The following is a 3,760-nucleotide window of genomic DNA, read 5'->3' as shown; positions in this document are numbered from 1 at the left end:
CTCTTTTCCGCACTATGCCGGCTTCTACGTTCGGGCAGGAAAGGCGGGTAGCCCGAGGTTGGTCGCGGTTCGGCGCATTTGCGTGAGCTTCTGCTCGGCGGCCGAGAGACTGGTCTGTAGACCTTCGACTTCACCGAGCCAGCCTTGGTCACGGGCTTCGGTGAGACGTTCGCGCAGGTTGGCGATGATCTGTTCTAGCCGGAGTTGCTGGCTGGGATCTGGGCGCAACATGGGGCAGCGGACGCAGGCGTGCTCGTGTTGGCAGCCGCTGCCATAGGAGCGGCCGCAGGTTCCGAGCTCGACTTTCCGTTTGACGAAGTGCCCGAGGAATTCGTCCCATTCGCTGTCTGTGGGTTCGCGGTATTCGCCGGATGGTCGCAGGCTGCGTCGCCGTGCGATGAATGCACGGTGGTGGTCGATGACGTCTTGGTCGTAGACGGCAATGTAGGTCTGGGTGGTGGCTATTGATTCGTGGCCGAGGATCTTGGCCGTGATGTGCACGGGCAGTCCGGAAGCTACGGCTTCGGTCGCGAAAATCCGGCGGAAATCGTGTGGACTGAAGTGGGCCGGGGTGCCGTCGGTGTTCCGGATGTTTGCTTCGGCGACGAGTTCTTCGAGCATCTCTTTGACACGCATGTTACTGATCGCGATGTCGCGGAGCCCCCACCGACGTTGAAAGAGGAACGGCAACGGTTGGCTGTGGGTTCGTCCCTGAGGGTCGTAACGGCTGATCAGCGGGATATGTTCTTCGCCGCCCCGAACCCGGTGAATGATCTCGGCGAAAACGCTGGCGAGTTCGGGGCCGATGACCAGCAGACGTTCCTTGTCCGTCTTGGACGGAGTGATTTGCAGCATCGGGATCACCTCGCCTGTGCTGGGCAGCGTGTAGGACACGAAGGAGCGGTGCGTGATTTCCAGCATCTCCTCGATCCGGATGCCGGTGTGCCGAAACACCTCAACGCAGGCCCAGGCCCAGAAGGCTTTGTCGGCCTCCAAGGTCAGGTTCCGTCGGGGCCCGGGACCGTCGACGGCGGTGGCGTAAATGATGCCGGGACGTCCCAGCCGGGGCCGGGCTGGGTCAATGACTCGAGCGGTGCGGAGCAGAGTGGTTGCGCCAACCGTCACAGGGTCGCCAGGACGGGTGCTGGTCGCGGCGGTCAGCATCTGCTCCGTGTGGGCGCGGCGTTCCGCGGCGGCATCGACCAGTCGGGGTAGCAGCGGGGCAAGTTCGCGGATGCGTTGGTGCATCCGCGACCGGGCGTGCTTGACAGCTTTACCCATTCCAGCGAGATCTCGTGAGCCCACCGGTGACGGCGCGGCCCACCTCGACCAGCGCGCAGGGTCCTCCAGCGCCCAGTGGGACAGGTCGGCGTAGAAAGCGCGAACAGCCATCAAGATAGTGAAAGGGTCCTCACGGACGGCACCGAGTTTGTGATTGCCGTATCGGACATGGTTCAAACGCTCCTTCCACGCTCGGGCCGTTTTCACGCTCAAGTGCAGGGACTCGATGCCCGGTTCGTGCAGCTCCAGGTCGCGCCAGAAAAGCAGAATGAGTTTCGACGCGAGCTGCCGGATCGTTTTGTAGTCCAACCCGGGCTGCCGTTCATGAAGGTAGTCCACGAACAGGTCCCGCATCGGCCGGGAATCGATGTTGTAGCCGTCGACGATTTCTTCGATAGTCAGCTGACCTCGACGGCTCGCAGCGTAAATGGTCGGGGGCGCGTCAGCGGGCAGGATGTTCGCCTGTTTCAACAGGGTGAACCAGTGCGAGTGAAGCCGGGAGCTGTAGCCGGTTTGCGCCCGGTAGGCCTCGATGCAGTCGGCCAACGTGATCTCAGCCAGCTGGCCGCCGTTGTGCATGAGGATCCGGGCCAGTTGAATGAACGCCGCCCGCCGGTCCGACACGGTCAGACGCTGGTCGGTGTCGCAGAGGACACCCATCATGGCGAATCCGGACTCATCCTTAATGTTCTCGAATCGGCGGTAGAGCGTGTTCGAGGGGGCGCTGTAGAGCCACTGATAGCTCGGACGGATCACGTCGAGCAGAATCAACCGTCCTGCCGCGCCTGTTGCCAGAGACCGAAAGTTCGTCACATCAGTTGAGCCAGTTCCGGTGGCGAACGACTGACTCCATGCGCGTCCGGCGGCATCGGCGCCGGACGCGAACCAGCGTTGCTGCCACGATTCGCCCGGGAAGCTTTGTAGCCAACCGAGCAACAGCCGCACTCCGCGAAGGTTACGAGCTAACTCCGAGCGGGTGCTCCTCGCTTCGAGCGCTCCGACGCCGGCCAGGACTTCTTCGACCGACTGTTGTGATGCCGCCCAGACCGTGGGCCGGGCAATCACCGGCGTCGGTAGCGACGGGGTAAGAAAGTCGTGCTCGTTCGAACGGTTTTTCGACGGGCGTGCGCCCTTGGTGAGGAACGAAACAGCATCAACATGTTCAACCACGACCCCCGCCTCCCAGTAATGCGTCTAAATCCTCGGCCCGATAGGACACCCCTCCTGGAAGGATCGGGGGTGCCGGCCTTTCGGATCGACCCCGATGATGATCAAGGACTCGGGCCACGACCTCATCCTCGCGTGGCCGCAAATACAGCTGCGTTGTTGTCAGGTGCGCATGTCCCAGCACCCATTGGACGTCGCTCAAGGAAAGTCCGGGGTCGTCGATCATCCGCTGCGCGGCCGTATGACGCAGGTCATGCAACGTCCACCCCGTCCCCAACGTTGCGTTCGCCCGCTGCAACATCCGCCGAACAGCCGAGTACGTCAGCGCCCGAATTGGCTGTCGCCGGGTCAACCACAACGCGCTCTGTCCATCAGGCCGATCGGCCTGTTCCTCGTAGAGCCGCAACCACACGAACGCATCCGCCGACGCCGGCAGCCACTGCAGGCGACCCGACCCTTTTCGGTGGACCCCGATTCGCTGCTCACCCGGGTCGATCAGAGCAGTAGTCACCCCGAGAAGCTCCGCCGCTCGTGCGCCCGTCGAGACGTAGAACGCCAGAAGCGCCCGGTCCCGGTCCGACCGCATCGCAGCGAACAACTCATCAAATTTGCGATCCGGCAGGCTGCGCGGGACCAACTCGGGCAGCTTCTGCCGAAACGGTGCCCGCGGCCCAGGCCTGTAAGGCTGCATCGGGTTGTGGTGCGCTTGTAGACGCTGGCCATCGCGACCCGACGCCTCGGGAACCGGGTTCACGAGCGGCCCCTCGCCGAGAGCCGCCCGGTCGGTATAGAACATCTTCACCACCGCCAACGCGTGATTGATCGTCGCCGGCGCATACCCACTGCCCCGTCCGGTCGGTCCCACCAGCCGCATCCAGAGGACGAAATCTCGTGCCTCGATTCGTCCCGCCCTCTGCCACGGCACCCCTACCGCTGCCAGAAACCTCCACCAACGAAGCAACGCCATCCCGTAAGAGCGCAGCGAACTGAAGCTAGCCCCTGACGCCAACATGGTCCGAAAGAAATCACTCACCTCGGGCACGGGCACGCCCGACGCATCAAGCAGGACTGTCCCGGGTGATTCATCGATCTGCGAGATCCGACCGACCATCGCTATCACCAACCGGGTCACTTCGCGTGTTTCCAGATGATTCTCATTCATAACGACGTCCTCTTCCCATAAGCCTCTGCGACGACCAGAGCACACGAGCGCGCAGGATCCGCGGACGATGATCGCCGTCGGCGCGGCGAATGTTCGCCACCACGACCAACGCCCGCAAACTGACCCAGTTAGTGCGGTCAACAAGTCGTG

At 63.0% G+C, this 3,760-nt stretch carries 2 protein-coding genes; both read right to left on the bottom strand.

Going from position 1 to position 3,760, the window contains the following annotated elements:
* Positions 1 to 24 precede the first annotated feature (24 nt).
* On the bottom strand, positions 25 to 2,451 hold the full coding sequence (locus tag B7R21_RS19570) for a tyrosine-type recombinase/integrase (RefSeq protein WP_147305998.1): 2,427 nt from the start codon (positions 2,449 to 2,451) through the stop codon (positions 25 to 27).
* The gene (locus tag B7R21_RS19565; protein ID WP_116284927.1) at positions 2,444 to 3,610 is read right to left on the bottom strand and encodes a tyrosine-type recombinase/integrase; all 1,167 of its coding nucleotides are present in this window, start codon (positions 3,608 to 3,610) and stop codon (positions 2,444 to 2,446) included. Before B7R21_RS19565 ends, B7R21_RS19570 begins: the two co-directional genes overlap by 8 nt.
* Positions 3,611 to 3,760 lie beyond the last annotated feature (150 nt).

Origin of the sequence: Subtercola boreus, assembly GCF_003399625.1 — a bacterium.
GTDB lineage: Bacteria > Actinomycetota > Actinomycetes > Actinomycetales > Microbacteriaceae > Subtercola > Subtercola boreus_C.
Note: the sequence above shows the minus strand (reverse complement) of the source record. Positions and strands in the feature narration are given on the sequence as shown.

Excerpts from the sequence above, each read along its gene's own strand:
- B7R21_RS19565 (WP_116284927.1), bottom strand. The coding sequence starts at position 3,610 with ATGAATGAGAATCATCTGGAAACACGCGAAGTGACCCGGTTGGTGATA.